Genomic DNA, 18326 nt, shown 5'->3' with positions numbered 1-18326 from the left:
CCGTGACGGTCATCGGGGAGGCCGTCCGCGTGGCCGCCTTCGGCCTCGCGGGCGCCCTGGTCCGCCCCGCCGAGGACGCCGAGGCCGTCCGTGCGGCCTGGCGGACCCTGGAGCCCCACGTGGCCGTGGTGGTCCTCACCCCACGGGCGGCCGAGGCCCTGGGCGACGAGGTCGCCCGCGCGGTGAACGGCGGGCCGCTGACGGTGGTGATGCCGGAATGATCGCGCTGCGGGACGCGCTGGAGCCGGTGGCCGAAGCCCTCCTGCGGCAGGCGCGGCAGGACGCGGACGCCGTCACCCACGCGGCCCGGCGCGGCGCCGCCCAGACCATCGAGGACGCGCGACGGCAGGCCCGCGAGATCATCGACGCCGCCCGCGAGCAGGGGGAGGCCGAAGGGAAGGCCTACTCGGCCGCCACCCGCGCGCGAAGCGCGCGACAGGCCCGCCGCACGGAACTGGCCGCCCGGCGGGACGCCCTGGAGGAACTGCGCAGGCGGGCGGGCGAGGCCGTACGGGCGCTCCGCGACGAGCCCGGCTATCCGCGGCTCGTCGAACGCCTCGCGGAACTGGCCCGCGAGGCGGGCGGCGACGATCTGGTGGTGCGCGAGCACCCCGGCGGCGGCGTCGTGGCGGAGGGACCGGGCCGCCGCGTCGACTGCTCGCTGGAGGCACTGGCCGGCCGTGCCGTCGACGCGCTCGGAGCGGAGGTGGAACGCCTGTGGGCACCGTGACACGGGTCGACGGCCCGCTCGTCGAGGTCGAGGGCCTGACCGGAGCAGCGATGTTCGAACTGGTCGCCCTCGGACGCCACAACCTGCCCGGCGAGATCATCGCCCTGCGCGGCGACCACGCCACCATCCAGGCGTACGAGTACACCGGCGGGCTGGCCCCCGGCGACCCTGCCGGGCGCGCGGGCTCGCCCCTGTCGGCGCGGCTGGGCCCGCACCTGCTCGGCGGCGTGTTCGACGGCCTGCTCCGCCCGCTCACCGGCGCGGGCATGTGGCTGGACCCCGCCGCTCCGCCGCCCGCCCGTGTCGGGGGCTCCTATTCGTTCAGGCCCCTGGTCGAGGAGGGCCGGACGGCGGCACGCGGCACACCGATCGGCAGCGTCGGCAGCGGATCGTCGCCGCCCTATCTGGTGCTCTCGCCCGGCGGCGTCGTCTCACGGATCCGGGAGCCGGGCCCCTGCCTCCCCGGGGACCCCGTCGCGGTCGTCGGCGGCGCCCAGGTCACCCTCGAACGCCGGCAGCCGGTGCGGCGGCCCCTGCCGTACGCGTCCCGGTGCGATGAGCCGGTCCCCCTGACCACCGGGCAGCGGGTCATCGACCTGCTGCTGCCGGTGTCCAAGGGCGGCACGGTCGCCGTTCCCGGCGGCTTCGGCACCGGCAAGACCGTGCTGCTGCAGCAGATCGCGAAGTGGTGCGACGCCGACGTGGTCGTCTACGTCGGCTGCGGAGAACGCGGCAACGAGATGGCCGACGTCGTCGCGGAACTGGGCCGGCTCACCGACCCGCGCACCGGCGGCCGGCTGGCGGACCGGACCGTGGTGATCGCGAACACCTCGAACATGCCGATGATGGCCCGTGAGGCCAGCGTCCACACGGGCGTCACCGTGGCGGAGCACTTCCGCGACATGGGCTACGACGCCGTGGTCATCGCGGACTCGACCTCCCGGTGGGCCGAGGCCCTGCGGGAACTCGGCTCCCGCAGTGGCGCGCTGCCCGCCGAGGAGGGCTACCCCGCCGATCTCGCGTCCGCGCTCGCGGCCTTCTACGAGCGGGCCGGAAGGGTGACCACGCTCGGCGGCGCCACGGGATCGGTCACCGTCATCGGCGCGGTCTCCCCGCCCGGAGGGGACATGACGGAGCCGGTGACCGCGCACACCCAGCGGTTCGTCCGCTCCCTGTGGACGCTCGACCGCGACCTCGCCTACGCCCGCCACTACCCGGCGGTGTCCTGGGCGGGTTCCTTCGCCCGAGACGCCGACGCGATGACGGCCGCGGTCCCCGGCGCCGCCCAGCGGCGCGGCCGGGTGAGCGGCATCCTCGCCGAGGCCGACCGCCTCACCGCGCTGGCCGAACTGCTCGGCGCCGCGACGCTCCCGGCCCACGAGCGCGTCGTCCTGCTCGCCGGGCGCCTCATCCGGGAGGGCTTCCTGCGGCAGAGCGCGCTCAGCCCGCGTGACTGCTTCTGCCGGCCGGAACGCACGGCCCTGCTCGCCGACGCGCTTCTCGCGGTCGTCGACCGCTGCCAGGCCCTCGTGGAGGACCAGGTGCCGGTCGCGTGGATCGAGGGGCAGGACTTCTCCCCGGTTCTCCGGGCCAAGGAGGCCCCGGAGGAAGAGATCACGGCCAGGCGGGACACGGTGCTGGACGCATTGGGGAGATCGCGATGACGGTCTGGGCGCCTCTGGAGTACACCGACGTGGCGGAGCTGCGCGGCCCGCTGGTGATGGTCCGCGGCACCAAGGGCGTGGGCTGGGACGAGTACGCGTCGATCGAACTGGAGACCGGGCAGCGCCGGCACGGCCTCGTCCTGGAGGTCGACCACGACCTGGCCGTCGTCCAGGTCTTCGAGGGAACCGCCGGAATCCGGGCCGAGGGCACCCGGGTGACCTTCGCCGGCCGCCCGATGCGGATACCCGTCGGCCCCGGCTGGCTGGGGCGGGTCTGCGACGGCGCCGGACGGCCGCTGGACGGAGGCCCCCCGGTCACCGGGACGGCCGACGCCTCCGTCAACGGCTTCCCCCTCAATCCCACCCTGCGTGAACCCCCGTCGGAACCGGTGCTGACCGGAATCTCCGCCATCGACCTGCTGACCACGCTGGTGCGCGGTCAGAAGATCGCCGTCTTCTCCACCGGCGGACTGCCTCATCTGGCACTCGCCGCCCAGATCGCCGCCCAGGCGGGCGCCGGCGGCCGGCCGTTCACCGTCGTGTTCGCCGCCATCGGCCTCACCCACCCCGACGCGGCGGCCGTACGGGACAGACTGGAGGAACGGTCGGCCGCCGGGGAGCTGACCCTGCTGCTGAACCTCGCCGACGACCCGGTGATCGAACGGATCCTCACCCCGCGGCTCGCCCTGACCATCGCCGAGCATCTCGCCTTCACGATGGGCCGCCACGTCCTGGTGGTGCTCGCCGACATGACCAGCTACTGCGAGGCGTTGCGGGAGGTGTCGGCCGCGCGCGGGGAGATTCCCGCCCGGCGGGCGTACCCCGGCTATCTCTACAGCGACCTCGCCTCCCTGTACGAACGATGCGGGCGGGTGCGAGGACTGCCGGGCTCCGTCACCGTGCTGCCGGTGCTGACCATGCCCGCGGGGGACATCACCCATCCGGTGCCCGACCTCACCGGCTACATCACCGAAGGCCAGATCCTGCTGACCGGGGACGTCTCCGCCTACCCGCACATCGACCCGCTCTCGTCGCTGTCGCGGATGATGCGGGAGGGGGCGGGACCGGGTCGCACGCGGCCCGAGCACGTCGATCTCGCCGCCCAGATCACCGCCGCGCTCTCCCGCGCGCGGCAGGCACGGGAGCTGGCCGAACTCGTCGGAGAAGGCGCACTAAGCGCCGCCGACCGCCGGTATCTCGCCCTGGCGGAGGCGTTCGAACGCCGGCTGCTCGCGCAGCGGGAGGACGAGTCCCGCTCACTGGACGAGACCTTCGACCGCGCCTGGAACGTCGTCTCCGTCCTGCCGCGCAGGGAGCTGACCATGCTGTCGCCCGAAGCGCTGGACGCGGGCTACCGGGAGGACGGATGAGGCTCCCCGTCCCTCCCGGCAGAGCCGGGCGACTGTGGCTCAGGCGCCGCCTGGCCGTACTGCGGCGCGGACTGGCCGTGCTGGACCGCAAGCTGCGGATCCTGCGGCGGGAGCGAGAGCGCCTCGCCCTCCACGCGGCCCGCACCGGCCGGGAATGGGAAGCGGCCTGCCGGGACGCGGACACCTGGTCGCTGCGTGCGGCACTGCTCGGCGGCCGGAGGGCGGTCCGGCTCGCCGCAGGCGGCGGGCTCGCCGAGGTGTCGGTGGACCGGGTGGACGCGATGGGGACGAGCTATCCCGGCCGCGCCTCCTTCCGGGCGCCGGAGGAGGACGATCCGGCCGCCCCGCTCCCGCTGACCGCGGCGCTCGGGCCGGCCAGGGACGCCTGCCGCGACGCGCTTCGCGCCGCCGTCGAACATGCCGCGGCCAAGGAGGCGGAACGGATCGTGGCCGCGGAGGAGGAGGCCACCGGCCGCCGGATCCGCGCGCTCCGCGACCACGTCCTGCCCCGCCTGGAGGCCGCGCTGACCGAGGTCGAGCTGGCCCTCGACGAGATGGAAAGAGCCGACGGCGCCCGGGTCCGCCGCGCGATCGGCTCGCGGGCGGCGCGGCCGGAGGAGCGGTGACCGCCCTCGGAGGGCGTCGCCCTCGGTACGGAGGTCCCCCGGCCGAGGGACCTCCTGCCCTAAGCAGTAGGAGCGAACCCAGTCAGGCTGAAAAGCGGCAACGGGGTGAGTCATATGCTCACGTTGAGCGTCATCAAGGCTGGCACAGGGGGTTCGCCACTGCGCCGTCCATCCGCGGCTGCCGGCCGAGGCCAGGCGAGATCGCCCCGGCGCGTCACGTGATCCGCAGACCCCGGTCGGCAGCGGGACGAACAAGCCCATTACGGGAGAGATGAGGCAGCCATGAAAGCGGCAGTCGGCGACCGATTGATCATCGAGAGCCGTCACCTCGACGGGCCTCGCCGCACCGGCATCATCACGGGCCTCCATCACAGCGACGGGACCCCGCCATATGTGGTCAGGTGGTTGGACGAGGAGCACGAGACTCTCATTTTCCCGGGCCCGGGTGCCCACGTGGAGCACCGTCGCGAATACGGAGAGCGCGGTAGGTGACAAGGCAGGATGACAACCAAGCGCTGGAACATCGGCATCGACATCACCGAGCAGGACGACGAGACCTACGCCTGCGCCACGCTGACCACGGGCGACGGAGTCAACGTCACGGGCGCCGGTCACGCTCACCGCAGCCCAGACGACCGGTCGATCCCCGAAGTGGGCGACGAGATCGCCACGGCCAGAGCCCTGACCAGGCTGAGCCACTGTCTCAACCAGATCGCGGTCAGGAAGATAGCCCCCCAGCAGCTCGCGCTCCGGGAAGTGGTCGAACTGAACCCGCCCTGGGAGCTGCCTGAATAAGGCATCTGCGCCGAATCGGCCACCAACGCTCGCGACGGGAGGACACGCCATGAGCAAACTCATCGTGGTCGGGGCGGACGGATCGGCACAGGCCCTTTGCGCTGTGGACTGGGCCGCCGCCGAAGCCGGGCGCAGGCATCTGCCGTTGCGCATCGTGCACATCGCGGTCCGCTGGGAGTACAACGTCGCGACCCACGAACCCGGCCTGGAGGCGCCACGGCCGGAGGCCGCAGGACTGGAGGTTCTCCGGATCGCCGAGGACCGCGCCCGCACCTTCGCATCCGTCGACGTCGGCTGCAGGCTCGGGATCGGCCCCATCCCCGCCACGCTCCTTCAGGAGGCGGCCGACGCCGCCCTGCTGGTGCTGGGCTCGCACAGCACTGGGGGTTTCACACGGTCGCTGCTCGGCTCGGTGAGCCGCCAGATGGCGGAACACGCCGCGTGCCCTGTCGTCATCGTGCCCGGGACTGGAACCGGCTCCGGGCCATCTGGGATCGTCGTCGGTGTCGACGGCTCGGAAGCCTCCGTAGACGCCGTGGGCTTCGCGTTCGAGGAGGCATCCCTGCGCTCGGTCGGCCTGCGTGCGGTGCACGCCTGGGCCCACCCCGCGTACCCGAGGGAGATGCGCCCGGTCCGCTACGACATGACGGCGGTCGAACGGGAGGGTGCCAGGCTTCTGTCGGAGTCGCTGGCGGGTTGGAAGGCCAAGTACCCGGACGTTTCAGTGGCCGAAGATGTGATCGAAGGCGTCCCCACGTCGGTTCTGGTCGACGCCTCGGGTGCCGCGGAACTGCTCGTCGTCGGAGCCAGAGGACGTGGCGGCTTTCCCGGGCTCCGCCTCGGCTCGGTCAGCCACGCGGTCCTCCACCATGCGAAAGGACCGGTGGCCGTCGTGCGCGGCCTTCATCCCGGCCGAGCAGGGGCGGGACGGTGACGCCGGGCCGACTGAGCCGCAATTCATGTCGATGTCGCGGTGCGAACCGCCGTCCTCGGTCGCCTGGCGGATCTCCGCCGCGACCTGCTTCTCCCGGGCTGGTGACATCCGCCACCGCCCTTCGCCGCCGCGGACAGCGAGCCTCAGGCGGGCGACATCACGCTGGATCCGGTGCACTACGCGATGACCTCCTGGGATCTGGCCACCCGCCCCGCACAGGGTGCTTCTCGGACACCCGGCCGGGGCCGCCGCCGTGGGTGCCGCAGTCGTGGTTCAGCCCGGCTCCATCCGGGGGCGCCGGAACCGCCGTGGCACGCCGACCCACCGGGCGTGGATCGCCGTCATCGCCCGCTCCAGTGTCTGTTCCGTGGGCGCATCGGTGTCGATCTCGGTCGCGTCCGGCCAGGGCGCCATCGTCGCCGTCATCGCCGCGGCGATCGCCTGGTCCGCGTCCGATATCCCGCCGATGCGGCGCGCGAGCCGCTCGGTGGTCACTCGCGGAGGGGCGGTGCAGCACAATGCCAGGAGATCGGCGGAAGTACGCCGAGCCAGGCACACCGCGGCGGTGCGGTGCGCGGCGTCGGTCCAGGAGGCGTCGACGACGACCGGCTCGCCGAGACCGAGCAGCCTCTCGGCCCTGGACAACAGCTCGGTGTAGGTCCGTCGGGTGAACTCCGCGCGGTAGATGCCTTCGCCGAAGGGGGCGGCCGCGGGCTGGTGAGGCGATATGCCGGCGAGTTCCTTGCGAAGACGGTCGCTGGTCAGCAGCGTGCAGCCGAGCCGGTCGGCGACGGCGGCGGCCAGGGTCGACTTGCCGGTCCCCGGGAGCCCGCCGACGAGGACCATGGTGACCGCGCCCGCCTGGAGATGGCCCAGCGTGAGCTCGGCCAGACGCCGGGCCTTCCACGCCGCTGCGGTGTCTCCCTGTCCATGGCGCAGGCAGGCGACCTTGGCGCGGACGAAGGCCCGGTAGGCGACGTAGTGATGCCACAGCGAGGGCGGCGAAGGGTCGCCGGAGAACTCGGCGTACCAGCGCAGGAACAGCTCCGCCAGGCGAGGCGCGCCCAGTCGCTCCAGGTCCATGGCCAGGAAGGCGGCGTCGTCCAGGCCGTCGACGAAACGGAGCAGGTCGTCGAATTCCAGGCAGTCCAGGATCCGAGGCCCGTCGTCCAGGCAGAAGATGTCGTCGGCGAGCAGATCGCCGTGGCCGTCCACGATCCGGCCTTCCGCGACCCGGCGGGCGAAGAGCGGTTCCCGGCCGCCGAGGAAGCGCAGCGTGAGCCGTTCGATCTCGTCGAGGACCTCGGTGTCGATCACCGCCTCGGGCAGCGCCCGCAGCTCGCGGAAGCTGGCGGTCCAGCGTGATCGCAGCGCCTGCCCGTCCCCTTGTGCGTCGATCCGGGGGCTGTGCGGGGATCGGGCGTGCATGCCCGCGATCATTCGCGCGACCTGGCACACGGCGTCCTCCACCGGTTCTCCCGCGCGGACGAGCGCCGACAGGCGGCGTTCGTCCGGCATACGCCGCATCACCACGAGGTGCTCCCGGACCCGTCCGTCCGGACCGGCCACGTCGGCCACTCCTTCGTAGACGTCCGGCGCCAGCCGGCGGTTGAGCTCGACCTCCTTGTGGCACATCGCCCGCCGGGCCTCCAGCGTGGTGAAGTCCAGGAAGTCCAGATCAACGGGCTTCTTCAGCTTGAAAGCGTGATCGCCGAGGAGGATCACCACCCCGGCGTGCGTCTCCTTGACCTGCGCCCATGGCCTCATCGAGGTGCCCCCGTCCCCGGCCGGTGCCGGACGGCGTCTCCACGTCTGCTTCCCGGAGACATTCCCCGCGCACCGGCTCCACCCCTCGGTTGTGGCCCGGCGATGCCCCTGCCGGTCATGGACCACGATCAATCGGGGTGCCCGGTGACGCCAACGGTGATCTCACCGCGGCCGCCTTTTTCGTCTGCCGGACGACGGCTACGGGGCAGGGAGCCCAAGCACGGCCCGCGCAGCCGCCTCGGCATCGGGTCCCCAGCTCGCCGGCTGCGGGACGAGTGGCACGAAATACGGCCAGCGCAGCGCCGCGTACACGATCCGCAGCGGCGCACCGCGGAGCGCGGCTTCCTGGCCGGCCCAGCCGGCTGCCTGAAGCGAGGGCGTCGATCCGTCGACACCCACGACGATAGGCTCTGCCATGCCGTCACCCCTCACGCGTTCCCGATCGACGATCGGCAGGTAAGGCTGTAACAGCAGTTGTGCCCGCCTCCGTGCCCCGGCTGGCGCACCGTCAGGGGCGGGATGTCCATGTCGCGGCCTCGCCTGCGCAGTACCAGCCGGAGTTTCCCGCTATCCGAGATCGGGCTCCGACTCCGGCGCCCGGAGGTCACCGGCTCCGAACAGACCCACGAGCGTGCCATCTGCCCGGGTCACGACGACGTGCCGGATCTTGGCGTGATCCATGTGTTCGGCCAGCCGCGCGACCTCTGTGCTCGGACGGGTGGTCGTGACGCCGACGCGCATGACACGCTCGGCCGTAGCCGTGGGATCCGCGCCGATCAGCTCAAGCGAGCCGATCACCCCGTGAACGACGCCATCCCTGTCGATCACCACTGCCAGCCCTGCCGGATCCGCGATGACTCTGTCCGCTACTTCCACGAGCGGATCCTCCAGGTAAGCGATCACCGGGTCACGACGCACCTGTTCTCTCACAAGGGCAGCGTGCCCTTCATAGGGAAGATCGGCGGAGATCCAGTCCATCTTGCCCGGCGAGTAGTCGTGAACGGAGTCAAATCCCAGCCTCTCCAAGCGGTGGGCCGCTCGGGGACTCAGATCGCAGAGCCAGTCGTGGCAGTAGACGATGATCGGCCGAGACCTGTCCAGCGTGGCGGCGGACAGGTCGTCGAGATCCCGCATCGGGTGGTTGACGGCAGACGGGAGGTGCGCCCACTCGTACTGCTCCCTGGGGAGCACCTCGACCAGCTGAGCCCGCCCGGCTGAGACAAGATCCTGCACAGCTTCTCGAGTGACAACCTGCACCATGTTGCGGGGCCGTACCCCGCGGACGGAGAGTATGCCGGTTGAGAAGTCGCGGGCCGTCCTGTCGCCGTCGTCGCGGCAGCGCCACCAACCGGCCGGCGTGCGCGAAAAATCGCCGGGAACGCTGTGACCCACGACGGTATGGGGCCGATGTCCGCTCCCCAGTGATGGACGCACGCCCCCGTACACCGGCGGAATGTGGGTACGGATGGGCGCAAGGACCAGGCCCTGTGCGGTCACGGGGAATGGCCGCTTGAGCGGTGGTTCCGGGGGTGGGCGTATGTTTCTTGATCGCCATGATGCGGGGGTACGGCTCGCCGAGGAGTTGCGCCGGCGTGCCGGGGCTGAGGATGTGGTCGTCCTGGGGCTGCCCAGGGGTGGGGTACCGGTGGCGTACGAGGTGGCCCAGACGCTCGGCGCGCCGCTGGACGTGATCGTGGTGCGCAAGCTCGGGGTGCCATACCAGCCGGAGCTGGGATTCGGCGCCGTCGGCGAGGGTGGGGTAGGCGTCGTCAACCGCGATGTCGTACGGCTTGCGCATCTCAGACAAGCGGAGATGTCCGCTGTGGAGGAGCGCGAGCGGGCCGAAGTCGAGCGCCGGGCCCGGCGTTTCCGCGGTCACCGCCCGCCCGCGGACCTTTCGGGCCGTACGGTGATCGTGGTCGATGACGGGATCGCGACCGGGGGAACGGCTCGTGCCGCCTGCCAGGTCGCACGCGCGCGTGGCGCTTCACGGCTGGTGCTCGCGGTGCCGGTGGGGGCGCGGGAGACGGTCGAGAGTCTGCGCGAGGACGCCGACGAGGTGATTTGCCTTGACGTCCCCGACCACCTCTACGCGATCGGCTTCTGGTATCACGATTTCTCCCAGACCACCGACGAGCAGGTCGTCGAGTTGCTGCGGCGGGCCGCGTCCCGACATGAGGCCACCGCAGGGTCTGATCCGCAGGGTCTCGCCGAGGATGTGGAGGTGGACGCCGGGCCGGTCCGGCTCCCCGGCCGGCTGGTCGTCCCTCCGAAGGCGCCAGGTGTCGTGGTTTTCGTGCACGGCAGCGGCAGCAGCCGGCACAGCCCCCGAAACCGGTACGTCGCGACCGCACTCAACCATGCGGGTCTGGGAACGCTGCTGTTCGATCTACTCACCGCGCAGGAGGAGATCGACCGCGGCAACGTGTTCGATATCGGGCTGCTGGCGGGCAGGCTCGTCCAGGTGACCGGCTGGGTAGGTTGTCAGCGCAGGTTGGCGGGGCTTCCGACCGGCTACTTCGGTGCGAGCACCGGCGCGGCGGCAGCGCTGTGGGCGGCAGCCGAACCTGGCAGGGAGATCGCGGCCATCGTGTCCCGCGGCGGCCGGCCTGACCTCGCTGAGCCCCGTCTCGGTGAGGTGCGCGCCCCCACCCTGCTGATCGTGGGAGGCCGCGACACCGTGGTGCTCGGTCTCAACCGGGCGGCCCAGGAGCGGTTGCGCTGCGAAAGCTCGCTTCAGGTCATTCCCGGCGCAACGCACCTGTTCGAGGAGCCGGGAGCGCTCGAGACGGTCGCCCACCTCGCCTGCGACTGGTTCACCGACCACTTCACGCTCCATGCCGCATGAGGTCGCCAGCCTCGGCTGCGAAGACCGGGCAGCCGCGAAGGTGGCAAGGCCGCCGTGGCCTTCGCTGAAATCCAGGCTGTGTGCCCGGCCCTGACCTTCCGCCCGTCGTCCAGACGTCTCGCCGACAGGGATGGCGGGTTTTCCGTCCGTGTCAGAGGGGATTTCCGCTCCTACGGGTGCGTGATGAGCCAGATTCACGCCGCAGCGGAGGCTCAGCGCAACTGAGGAGGAGGCCGCGATGACCTGGGAGCCGATACGGAAAACAGGACAGGAGGCGGCGCGGTCCAATCTGACGGACTACGAACGCGAGTGCCATGGCTTCTCCTGGCAGACGGCGCGGCGATCCGTGTCCGGCCTGCCCGAGGGCCGGGGGCTGAACATCGCCTACGAGGCCGTGGACCGCCACGTGGGCACGCCGCGAAGCGATCACGTGGCGCTTCGGTGCGTCGGCAGGGACGACACCGTCACCGAGATGACCTACGAGGATCTCCGCTCCGCCACCAACCGCTTCGCCAACGTGCTGCGCGGCATGGGGGTGGGCAAGGGCGAACGGGTGTTCACGCTGCTCGGCCGGGTTCCTGATCTTTATGTCGCGGTCCTGGGGACGCTGAAGAACCTGAGCGTGCTGTGCCCGTTGTTCTCCGCCTTCGGCCCCGAACCGATCCGCGAGCGGTTACGCCTCGGCGACGGGCGTGTCCTGGTGACCACCCCGGAGCTCTACGCCCGGAAGGTCGCCGTGATCCGCGAGTCGCTGCCCGGTCTGAGGCACGTGCTGGTCACCGGCGATGCTCCCCCGCCTCAGGGCACCGTGTCCCTGCGGGGATCGATGGCCGAGGCGTCAGCGGAGTTCGAGATTCCCTCCACCGACCCGGAAGACATGGCGCTGCTCCACTTCACCAGTGGGACGACCGGCACACCCAAAGGCGCCGTCCACGTACACGAGGCAGTGGTCGCACACCGCGTCACCGCCACCTACGCCCTCGACCTTCGCTCCTCCGACGTCTTCTGGTGCACCGCCGACCCCGGCTGGGTCACAGGAATGTCGTACGGAGTCATCGCGCCGCTCAGCCTGGGAGCCACTCTCGTCACGGACGCGGGGGAGTTCGACGCGCGGCGCTGGTGCCGCGTCCTTCAGGATCAGCAGGTCACCGTCTGGTACACCGCCCCGACGGCGCTGCGCATGCTCATGCGTCATGGCGACACCCTTCCGGGCGAGTACGACCTGTCCGGGCTGCGCTTCGTCGCCAGCGTGGGGGAGCCGCTCAACGCCGAGGTGGTGGTGTGGGGGCCGCGCGCGCTCGGCCTGCCGATCCACGACAACTGGTGGCAGACCGAGACCGGTGCCATCATGATCAGCAATTTCGCCGCGATGGACATCAAGCCGGGCTCCATGGGCCGTCCACTGCCCGGCATCGAGGCGACCGTGCTGAAAAGAGGCGCGGACGGGAGAGCCCGCGTCGTCGACGGCGAGGTGCGGGTGGTGGAGGAGCCCGACATCGAGGGAGAACTCGCACTCCGCCCCGGCTGGCCCTCGATGTTCCGCGCCTATCTCGGGAACCCGGAAAGGTACCGCAAGACGTTCGCCGGAGGCTGGTATCTGAGCGGCGACATTGTGCGAAGGGACCGGGACGGTTACTTCTGGTTCGTCGGCAGGTCGGACGATGTGATCAAGTCGGCGGGGCATCTCGTCGGGCCGTTCGAGGTGGAGAGCGTGCTGATGGAGCATCCCGCCGTGGCCGAGGCGGGTGTGATCGGCAAGCCCGACCCGGTGGCCGGCGAACTGGTGAAGGCCTTCGTCACGCTCAACACCGGCTTCGAGCCGACCGAGAGGCTTCGGCTGGAGCTGATCGCCTTCGGCCGGCGCCGCCTCGGCGCGGTCGCTCCGAAGGAGCTGTGTTTCGACCAGAGCCTGCCGCACACACGCAGCGGCAAGGTCATGCGCCGCCTGCTCAAGGCTCGGGAGCTCGGACTCCCCACAGGGGATATCTCGACCCTCGAACGCCACGAAGGTAGCGCACCGTGACAGCCATTAAGGACCGGCTGCTCACGTCGCGTGGACGGCGAGGAAGTCCGCTCCGCCGGCGATGGTGGCGAAGGCCGGGTAGTCGTCCTCCTCGATCCGGCATCCGCTGGATTCGCTCAGCGTCTGCACGTAGGTGAGAAAATCGAGCGAGTCCAGCTCCAGGGCGTCGCGGATGTCGGCGTCCCGCGGCAGCGCCGCCGGGTCCGTGTCCGGTGCCACCTGGCTCAACGCGCTCGTGATGAGTTCCCGGGCTTGTTGCGGCGTCATAGCGTTTCCGGCTGGTTGAGTAGCCGGTCGACGATGCCGAGGAACCGCCCGCCGGTGTAGCCGTCGGTCGCCCGGTGATCGGCGGCCAGGGTGACGGTCACCAGCGGCCGGACGCCCAGCAGCCCGTCGACGGCCCACGGGCGATCGAGGATCTTCCCGAAACCCACCAGGGCCACCTGCGGTGGGTAGATGACGCCGTGCACCGCTTCGACTCCCTGGTCACCGAGGTTGGTGACGGTGATGGTGGCCTCGGTCATCTCGGCACCGCGCAGCCGCCCTGTACGCGCCCGGGAGACCAGGTCTTTCAGAGCGGCCATGAGATCCTCGATCGCGAGGCGGGCCGCGTCGTGCAGGGCCGGGGCGATCAGGCCGCCGCCTTTGAGGGAGATCGCCACCCCCAGATGCACGGCCTTCCCGGGTACGAAGGCATCGTCGACCCAGAAGCCGTTCAACCTCGGCACCTCGGCGGCGGCGCGGGCGGCCGCCTTGAGGAGCAGGGCCGCGGGGAGCAGCCGACGTGAGACCGGCAGATCGCGGTTGCGCTCGCGCAACCATGCGAGCGCGCCGGTGAGGTCCACCGTTGCGCTCAGGTAGTAGTGCGGAATCTCCCGTTTCGACTTGGCCATCGCCCTCGCGATCGCCTGGCGCATCGCCTCCCGCCGGCGTTCCAGGTCAGCCTCCGGTACGGCTCGCACCTCCACCGGCTCGGCAGGCGGACGGGCGGCCTCCTCCACCGCCTCGGGCGGCCGTGGCCCGGCACCCCGTTCGGCCGCCTCCCGCACATCCTGGGCGCGGATCGCTCCGGCGCGCCCCGTGCCGTGGACGTCGGCGAGGTCGACGCCGAACTGCGCGGCGAGCCTGCGCGCCAGCGGCGAGGCCTTGGCCCGCGGCGAGACCTTGGCCTGCGGTGGGGGCTCCACATGCTCGACGTCCGCGCGGGTCACCCGTCCGTGCGGACCCGTCCCCCGTACGCGGGCGATGTCCACTCCGCGTTGCTCGGCCAGATGCCGCACCAGGGGTGAGGCGACCGGTGACGGAACGTGCGGCGCGTTTGGCGTCGGCAGGCGCGCCGGCGTCGGCCGTCGTGGGCGCGCCCGCTTCCTCAGGGGCCGAGCCGGCACCGGCTCGGGAGACACCGGTTCGGCAGCGGGCGGGGTGCCGACGATGACGGCGAGGGCCGTACCGACGGGCACCCGCCGACCGGTCCCCACCAGGAGACTCTCGACCGTCCCCGTGTGAAACGACTCGACCTCGATCGTGGCCTTGTCGGTGTCTATCACCGCGATGACGTCACCCTTGCGCACCCGATCCCCTGGCTTGACCAGCCACTCGGCGACCGCGCCCGACTCCATGTCCGCACCGAGCGAAGGCATCACGAACTCCGCGCGCTCGTTCATGAGGCGACCGCCTCTCGCGCGGCGGCGACGATCGACGGCACCTGGGGGAGGGCGGCCTCCTCCAGGTGGCGGGCGTAGGGAACGGGGACCTCCGCTGTGCAGACCCGCTGGATCGGCGCGTCCAACTGGTAGAAGGCCTGCTCCACGATGCGGGTGCCGATCTCGGCCGACAGGCTGCCCGACCGCCACCCCTCGTCCACTATGACGGCCCGATGCGTGTTGCCGACCGACTCCACGATCGTGGCGTCGTCGAGCGGGCGCAGGACGCGCAGGTCGATCACGTCCGCCTCGATGCCTTCGGCGGAGAGCGCGTCGGCGGCCGCCAGTGCCTTCCCGGTCGTGCCGCCGTAGGCGATCAGTGTGATGTCCTTGCCGGAACGCCGGAGCGCGGCGGAGGTGATGTCCACCGGGCCGGGGCGCGGCTGCCCCGACATGCCGTACAGCGAGCCGTGTTCGAAGATCAGTACGGGGTCGGGGTCCTCCAGGGCCGGCCAGAGCATGTTGCGGGCGTCCTCGATCGTCGCGGGTGCGAGGATCCGCAGGCCCGGAATGTGGGCGTACCAGCCTTCGAGGCTGTGCGAATGCTGCGCGGCGAGTTGCCGTCCGGCTCCGGTGGTCATCCGGATCACCAGCGGGACGTTCAACTGCCCGCCCGACATGTGCAGGAGCGTCGCGGCGTTGTTGAGGATCTGGTCGAGGGCCAGCAGGCTGAAGTTCACCGTCATGATCTCGACGATGGGGCGCATCCCGCCCAGCGCCGCACCGATGCTCGCGCCGACGAAGGCGGCCTCCGACAGCGGGGTGTCCCGGATACGCTCGGGGCCGAATTCCTCCAGCAGGCCCAGACTCACCGCGAAGCAGCCCCCGTACGCGCCCACGTCCTCGCCCATCAGGAACACGCGGTCATCGCGGCGCAGGGCCTCGCGGATCGCCTCCCGCATGGCCTCGCGATAGGTGGTCGTCGCCGCGCTCACGACGCCGCCTCCACCGTCCCCCCGCGCGCGCCGCCGCTCGCCAGGGGCGTCTCGCTGTAGACGAAACGGGAGAGATCCTCCACGGGCTCGACCGGCGCCTGCTCAGCGAAGGCGACGGCCTGGTCGATCTCCGCTGATATCTCCTTCTCCAGCACGGCGAGATCGTCGTTCGTGATCTCGCGTTCCGCCTTCATCGAGGCGACGAGGGCATCGATGGGGTCGCGCTTCTTCCACTGCTCGATCTCCTCCTTGCTCCGGTAACGGTCTGGGTCGTACATCGAGTGGGCGCGGAAGCGGTAGGTGCGCAACTCCACGAAATACGGTCCGGCCCCGGCACGGATCGCTTCGGCCGCCCGGGTCGCCGCGTCGGCGACCGCCAGCACGTTCATCCCGTCCACCTGCCACGCCGCGACGCCGTATCCCGCCGCGCGAAGGGCCAGATCGGTCTGGGCGTGGGACTTGGCCAGCGCGGTGCCCATCGCGTAGAGGTTGTTCTCGCAGGCGAACAGCACCGGCAGCCGCCAGAGCGCCGCGAGATTGAGGCATTCGTGGAACTCGCCCTCGGCCATGGCGCCGTCGCCGAAGAAACACACGGTCAGCCGGTTGCGGTCCCGCAGTTTGTCGGCGAGGGCGAGCCCGATCGCCAGGGGAAGTCCGCCGCCGACGATCGCATTGCCGCCGTAGAAGCGGCGGGCGACGTCGAAGATGTGCATCGAGCCGCCGCGCCCCCGGCTGCACCCCGTGACCTTGCCGTACATCTCGGCCATGATCGTTGAGGCGGGCACTCCGCGGATGAGCGCGTGCCCGTGTTCCCGGTAGGTGGAGACGACCACGTCGTCCGTGGCCAGCGCGTGGCAGACGCCCGCGGCCACCGCCTCCTCCCCGATGTAGAGGTGCATGAATCCGCGGATCTTCTCGCCGCTGTACAGCTCGACACAGCGTTCCTCGAACCGCCTGACGCGCAGCATCTGGCGCAACAGGTCCCGATGCGACTCGGCCCGCGCGCTCTTCTTTCCAGCCATAGGTCCGTCCTCATGCGCGGTTGCTCGCCTCGACCGTCTGGCTCCGGGTCCAGGCCGCACCTCGTCCGGGAATAATTGATCAGGCATCTCGCTGTTCACCCTCTACCTGGCGTCCTTACCCACAGATAGGGGCAATGCGCGGATCGGACAGGAAGTGCTGGACGACGGTGAGTCACGAGGATCCGCGCACGGCGATGCCCCGGCCCTCCAGCCACGTCCGCAGTTCCCGTCCTCTGGTGGAGTACGCGGCCTGGTGGCGGCTCTGGACGCGGCAGGCACAGGCGCTTCCCGTCGTGTTCTTCACCTTGGCCAGGTTGTGTGACACGTCGTAGACCAGGGCCAAGGTGTCACCTTCGGCATGCGGTCGACCAGGGGGATCATGAACCGCACACCGGGATCGCGGACGTCGCGGACCCTGCCGAGCCGGAACACCACACCTCGCTCGTACTGCCGCACGATGGCAATGCCGAGATGGCGTCGGCTGATGCTCATGGCCAGGGTGGGTATAAGGGCCGGGACGCGAGTCATCGAGTGTGTCGGGGGCACCGATGAGCGTAACGGATATGGGCAAGAAGGCACGGGACGTGATGCACGAAGGCGTTCAGTGCATCGGTGAACACGAAACGCTGCGTACCGCCACGCAGATGATGGCCGACCTGGGAGTCGGTGCGCTGCCCATCTGCGGGGACGACGACCGGCTCAAGGGGATCATCACCGACCGCGACATCGTGGTCAAGTGCTGCGCGCACGGCATGGACATCGACCGGACGACCGCCGGCGAACTGGCCCGTGGCCTGGTGTGGGTCGATGCCGACGCCAGCGTGGAGGAGGCGCTGTTCGCGATGGAGGAGCACCACATCAAGCGCCTGCCTGTGATCGCGCGTCATCGTCTGGTCGGCATCATCAGCGAGGCCGATCTGGCCAAGGAGTTGCCGGACAGCAAGCTCGCGGAGTTCGTCCACCGCGTCTACGCGCTCGACTGACCGGCGGCGGCCGCACCTCCGCTGACCGGAGTTGCGCTCGATGACGCGGTGCAGGCTGGAACCAGGCCGACGACGCGGCCGATGGCGGAGGTGACCGGGTATGGACCGCCGTTCTCCGGGGAGCGCGCTCGATCCTTCCGAGGTACAGGTGGAGACCAGAGGATCGGTCCCGGCCGGTTCGGCCGACGAGGCCCGCGAGACGGTCGCGGGCCTCACCGCGCTCGCGCACGAACCGGTGCTCTACGCCCGGGTGAAGCTCGGCGTCTCGGCCGACCCGGCCGTCCCCCGTCCCTGCGTCGCCCAGGCCAACCTCGACGTGAACGGTCGGCTCGTCCGGGCCCAGGCGGTCGGCGAGCACATGCACCAGGCCATCCGCCTCCTGGAGGACAGGCTCCGGGTCCGGCTGCGCCGTACGTCCCGGGACTGGGAGGACCTGCGCGGGGGATATCCCCTGGACGTCGACCAGGAGTGGCGGCGTTCGAGCCCGCCTCGCCACCCGCTGCCCCACTTCCCCCGACCACCCGGCGAGCGGCAGGTCGTACGGCACAAGGCGTACGAACTCGCCTGGGCGACCCCGGACGAGGCCGCCTTCGACATGGAGCAGCTCGACTACGACTTCCACCTGTTCCGGGAGGTGGACACCGGGCAGGACAGCGTCATCTACCGCAGCGGAGAGGGATACCGGCTGGCGCAGGTGTCGCCCCGTCCCGATCGTCTGGGCCCGGTGTCCGTACCGCTCACCGTCAGCACCACGCCCGCACCGGTTCACACACTGGAGGAGGCCACGGCCCGGCTTGAGACGAGCGGTCTGCCCTTCGTGTTCTTCGCCGACAGGCGGACGGGCCGGGGCAACGTCGTCTACCACCGCTACGACGGCCACTACGGACTCATCACGCCCAGCGGCTGACCGGCGTCCCCGCTGGGAC

Annotated in this window: 21 protein-coding genes; 12 read left to right on the top strand and 9 right to left on the bottom strand. The window is 71.0% G+C overall.

The genetic code is table 11. The features are described 5' to 3' along the window. The first annotated feature begins 2 nt into the window (after positions 1-2). The 8 genes from HHX31_RS09400 (at position 3) to HHX31_RS09365 (ending at position 6119) form a co-directional block, all read left to right on the top strand. Positions 3-221 carry a V-type ATP synthase subunit F gene (locus HHX31_RS09400; protein ID WP_211589413.1) on the top strand — a complete coding sequence of 73 codons (219 nt, stop codon included), beginning with the start codon at positions 3-5 and terminating at the stop codon, positions 219-221. After that, entirely contained in the window at positions 218-730 is a 513-nt protein-coding gene (locus tag HHX31_RS09395; RefSeq protein WP_169947057.1) for a V-type ATP synthase subunit E family protein, read from the top strand. The genes HHX31_RS09400 and HHX31_RS09395 overlap by 4 nt, the downstream gene beginning before the upstream one ends. Continuing rightward, the gene (locus HHX31_RS09390; RefSeq protein ID WP_211589412.1) at positions 718-2394 is read left to right on the top strand and encodes a V-type ATP synthase subunit A; all 1677 of its coding nucleotides are present in this window, start codon (positions 718-720) and stop codon (positions 2392-2394) included. The genes HHX31_RS09395 and HHX31_RS09390 overlap by 13 nt, the downstream gene beginning before the upstream one ends. Next, the gene (locus HHX31_RS09385) at positions 2391-3764 is read left to right on the top strand and encodes a V-type ATP synthase subunit B (protein WP_169947055.1); all 1374 of its coding nucleotides are present in this window, start codon (positions 2391-2393) and stop codon (positions 3762-3764) included. The genes HHX31_RS09390 and HHX31_RS09385 overlap by 4 nt, the downstream gene beginning before the upstream one ends. Then, the gene (locus tag HHX31_RS09380) at positions 3761-4390 is read left to right on the top strand and encodes a V-type ATP synthase subunit D (RefSeq protein ID WP_169947054.1); all 630 of its coding nucleotides are present in this window, start codon (positions 3761-3763) and stop codon (positions 4388-4390) included. The genes HHX31_RS09385 and HHX31_RS09380 overlap by 4 nt, the downstream gene beginning before the upstream one ends. Positions 4391-4672: 282 nt before the next feature. Beyond that, positions 4673-4882 (top strand): DUF1918 domain-containing protein, encoded by a 210-nt coding sequence (locus tag HHX31_RS09375; protein WP_169947052.1) that lies wholly within the window; start codon positions 4673-4675, stop codon positions 4880-4882. A gap of 9 nt (positions 4883-4891) precedes the next feature. Further along, positions 4892-5185 carry a dsRBD fold-containing protein gene (locus HHX31_RS09370; protein WP_169947050.1) on the top strand — a complete coding sequence of 98 codons (294 nt, stop codon included), beginning with the start codon at positions 4892-4894 and terminating at the stop codon, positions 5183-5185. Between the two features lie 49 nt (positions 5186-5234). Beyond that, on the top strand, positions 5235-6119 hold the full coding sequence (locus tag HHX31_RS09365; RefSeq protein ID WP_169947048.1) for a universal stress protein: 885 nt from the start codon (positions 5235-5237) through the stop codon (positions 6117-6119). A gap of 273 nt (positions 6120-6392) precedes the next feature. On the opposite strand, the gene HHX31_RS09360 is transcribed toward HHX31_RS09365, so the two are convergent. From HHX31_RS09360 to HHX31_RS09350, 3 genes are all read right to left on the bottom strand, one after another. Further along, positions 6393-7886, bottom strand: a complete 1494-nt coding sequence (locus tag HHX31_RS09360) for an AAA family ATPase (RefSeq protein ID WP_169947046.1) — start codon at positions 7884-7886, stop codon at positions 6393-6395. Between the two features lie 198 nt (positions 7887-8084). Next, the gene (locus HHX31_RS09355; protein ID WP_169947045.1) at positions 8085-8303 is read right to left on the bottom strand and encodes a universal stress protein; all 219 of its coding nucleotides are present in this window, start codon (positions 8301-8303) and stop codon (positions 8085-8087) included. A 150-nt stretch (positions 8304-8453) separates the two neighbouring features. Beyond that, the gene (locus HHX31_RS09350) at positions 8454-9278 is read right to left on the bottom strand and encodes a rhodanese-like domain-containing protein (RefSeq protein ID WP_169947043.1); all 825 of its coding nucleotides are present in this window, start codon (positions 9276-9278) and stop codon (positions 8454-8456) included. 145 nt (positions 9279-9423) lie between these two features. Between HHX31_RS09350 and HHX31_RS09345 the strand changes: the two genes are divergently transcribed. Next, positions 9424-10734, top strand: a complete 1311-nt coding sequence (locus tag HHX31_RS09345; protein WP_169947323.1) for a phosphoribosyltransferase family protein — start codon at positions 9424-9426, stop codon at positions 10732-10734. Positions 10735-10972: 238 nt separating this feature from the next. After that, entirely contained in the window at positions 10973-12757 is a 1785-nt protein-coding gene (gene acsA / locus HHX31_RS09340) for an acetate--CoA ligase (RefSeq protein ID WP_169947041.1), read from the top strand. A 21-nt stretch (positions 12758-12778) separates the two neighbouring features. On the opposite strand, the gene HHX31_RS09335 is transcribed toward acsA, so the two are convergent. The 6 genes from HHX31_RS09335 to HHX31_RS35585 form a co-directional block, all read right to left on the bottom strand. Further along, a complete protein-coding gene (locus HHX31_RS09335; RefSeq protein ID WP_211589411.1) occupies positions 12779-12976 on the bottom strand; it encodes an acyl carrier protein in 198 nt (65 codons plus the stop codon). 44 nt (positions 12977-13020) lie between these two features. Continuing rightward, on the bottom strand, positions 13021-14421 hold the full coding sequence (locus HHX31_RS09330; RefSeq protein ID WP_211589410.1) for a 2-oxo acid dehydrogenase subunit E2: 1401 nt from the start codon (positions 14419-14421) through the stop codon (positions 13021-13023). Then, entirely contained in the window at positions 14418-15395 is a 978-nt protein-coding gene (locus HHX31_RS09325; protein WP_211589409.1) for an alpha-ketoacid dehydrogenase subunit beta, read from the bottom strand. Before HHX31_RS09325 ends, HHX31_RS09330 begins: the two co-directional genes overlap by 4 nt. Next, positions 15392-16417 carry a pyruvate dehydrogenase (acetyl-transferring) E1 component subunit alpha gene (gene pdhA / locus HHX31_RS09320; RefSeq protein WP_169947037.1) on the bottom strand — a complete coding sequence of 342 codons (1026 nt, stop codon included), beginning with the start codon at positions 16415-16417 and terminating at the stop codon, positions 15392-15394. The genes HHX31_RS09325 and pdhA overlap by 4 nt, the downstream gene beginning before the upstream one ends. Positions 16418-16589: 172 nt before the next feature. Further along, a complete protein-coding gene (locus HHX31_RS09315; RefSeq protein ID WP_169945649.1) occupies positions 16590-16760 on the bottom strand; it encodes a hypothetical protein in 171 nt (56 codons plus the stop codon). After that, entirely contained in the window at positions 16718-16909 is a 192-nt protein-coding gene (locus HHX31_RS35585) for an SPFH domain-containing protein (RefSeq protein ID WP_169947035.1), read from the bottom strand. Before HHX31_RS35585 ends, HHX31_RS09315 begins: the two co-directional genes overlap by 43 nt. A 71-nt stretch (positions 16910-16980) precedes the next feature. Here HHX31_RS35585 and HHX31_RS09305 point away from each other — a divergent pair, with 71 nt between their 5' ends. Further along, entirely contained in the window at positions 16981-17400 is a 420-nt protein-coding gene (locus HHX31_RS09305) for a CBS domain-containing protein (RefSeq protein WP_169947033.1), read from the top strand. Positions 17401-17500: 100 nt separating this feature from the next. Further along, positions 17501-18307: an HPF/RaiA family ribosome-associated protein gene (locus HHX31_RS09300; protein ID WP_169947031.1), complete on the top strand. Its 807-nt coding sequence runs from the start codon at positions 17501-17503 to the stop codon at positions 18305-18307. Positions 18308-18326: the final 19 nt, after the last annotated feature.

It is taken from the genome of Microbispora sp. H11081 (assembly GCF_012999535.1).
Classification (GTDB): Bacteria; Actinomycetota; Actinomycetes; order Streptosporangiales; family Streptosporangiaceae; genus Microbispora.
Note: the sequence above shows the minus strand (reverse complement) of the source record. Positions and strands in the feature narration are given on the sequence as shown.